This window comes from Bradyrhizobium sp. MI1.10 (genome assembly GCF_055811035.1).
On the sequence record NZ_JBVVPN010000141.1, the window covers coordinates 1 to 962 of the forward strand.

Below are 962 nucleotides of genomic sequence, written 5' to 3' on the forward strand. Positions count from 1 at the left end.
TTGTGTGCCGCGATCGGAATGATGGATCAGCCCGGGACCTGGTCTTTGCGCCTTGATCGCCATTCGTAATGCGGCGAGCGGCAGTTCTGCGCGCAGATGGTCGTCCATGGCCCAGCCCACGATACGGCGGCTGTACAGATCCATGACGGCCGCCAGATACAACCAGCCCTGGTCGGTCCAGACAAAGGTGATGTCAGCGAGCCAGACCTGATTGCGCATGGCGGCCGAGAAGTTCCGGCCGAGCAGGTTCGGCGCGATCGGGAAGCCATGCCCGCTGTCGGTGGTGCGGCATCGTCGCGGCCCGGCCGAGATGGCTCGAATGCCATGATGGCGCATCTGCCGCTCGATCCGGCCACGGCTTGCATGATGTCCCTGGGCTTTGAGTTCGACATGAATGCGCGGGCTGCCATAGCGGCCATGGCTATCGCGATGAACCCGCTGGATGCCTTCCAGCAGCGCTCGATTAGCCAAGGCCCGGAGGCTTTCCGGGCGCGACCGCCAGGCATAGTAGCCCGCGGGCGAGACGCCGAGCACACGGCACATGACCTTGACCGGATAGTCCGTGCGGCGATCCTCGATAAAACGGAACCTCATGTCCGGGGTCCAGCAAAGATCGCGATCGACTTTTTTAAAATGTCGCGCTCCAAGCGCAGCTGTTCGTTTTCCCGCTGCAACCGCGCAATCACGTCAGCTTGGTCCGCCGACGGCACCGCCGCTTGCGATGTGGGCGCCACGGCGCTGCCGCCGGCTCTCGCCGTGCCCTGCTCCGCCACCCATCGGCTCAGCACGGAGCCGTCAAGCCCGAGCTCCTTCGATACCGACTTCGCCGAGCGGCCGCTCGACAAAACCAGATCAACTGCCTGCCGCTTGTACTCGTCCGAATAAGAACGTCGCTGCCGTTTCGTCATCTGACACCTCTTGCTGTCTAAGCTATAGGTGTCCACCGATTTAGGGGAGGCTCA

2 protein-coding genes are annotated in these 962 nt (G+C 63.0%); both read right to left on the minus strand.

The genetic code is table 11. From position 1 onward, the window contains the following. The coding region (locus AC0L3K_RS40615; protein ID WP_219685674.1) for an IS3 family transposase at positions 1-594 on the minus strand (594 nt) is incomplete at its 3' end. Continuing rightward, positions 591-908 carry a transposase gene (locus AC0L3K_RS40620; RefSeq protein WP_007593706.1) on the minus strand — a complete coding sequence of 106 codons (318 nt, stop codon included), beginning with the start codon at positions 906-908 and terminating at the stop codon, positions 591-593. The genes AC0L3K_RS40615 and AC0L3K_RS40620, both read right to left, overlap by 4 nt. Positions 909-962: the final 54 nt, after the last annotated feature.